The organism is Duncaniella muricolitica (genome assembly GCF_910574735.1).
Taxonomy (GTDB): domain Bacteria; phylum Bacteroidota; class Bacteroidia; order Bacteroidales; family Muribaculaceae; genus Duncaniella; species Duncaniella muricolitica.
This window is the reverse complement of record NZ_CAJTCF010000188.1, coordinates 1-309: the sequence shown is the minus strand read 5'-3', so window position 1 is coordinate 309 and position 309 is coordinate 1. Positions and strand designations below refer to the sequence as shown.

The 309-nt window shown below is 46.9% G+C and carries 1 pseudogene; it reads left to right on the top strand.

The features are described from left to right. Positions 1-309, top strand: a pseudogene (locus QGT73_RS17390) (IS66 family transposase); the annotation flags it as partial.

The following is a 309-nucleotide window of genomic DNA, read 5'->3' as shown; positions in this document are numbered from 1 at the left end:
TCTTTGTATCTGTGAAACAGCCGGTTAATGACATAACAGAAGTGCTGCGCGGATTATCCGCCCAGATTGAGTCGATGCAGAAAACCATCGACTCTCAGCATGCGACAATATGTCAGATTAACCGGAACGGACAGGCTCAACTCAGGAAAATTCAATCTCTTGAGCGGATGCTCAAAAAGAAGGATAAAGAACTTGAGGAACTTCGCAAACGCCTTTCAAAATATGAGGAGCCCCCGAAGAACTCCGGCAACAGCAGCACACCTCCGTCAAAAGAGCAGATGAGAGACGAGATTGTCCGTCGTACAAAGT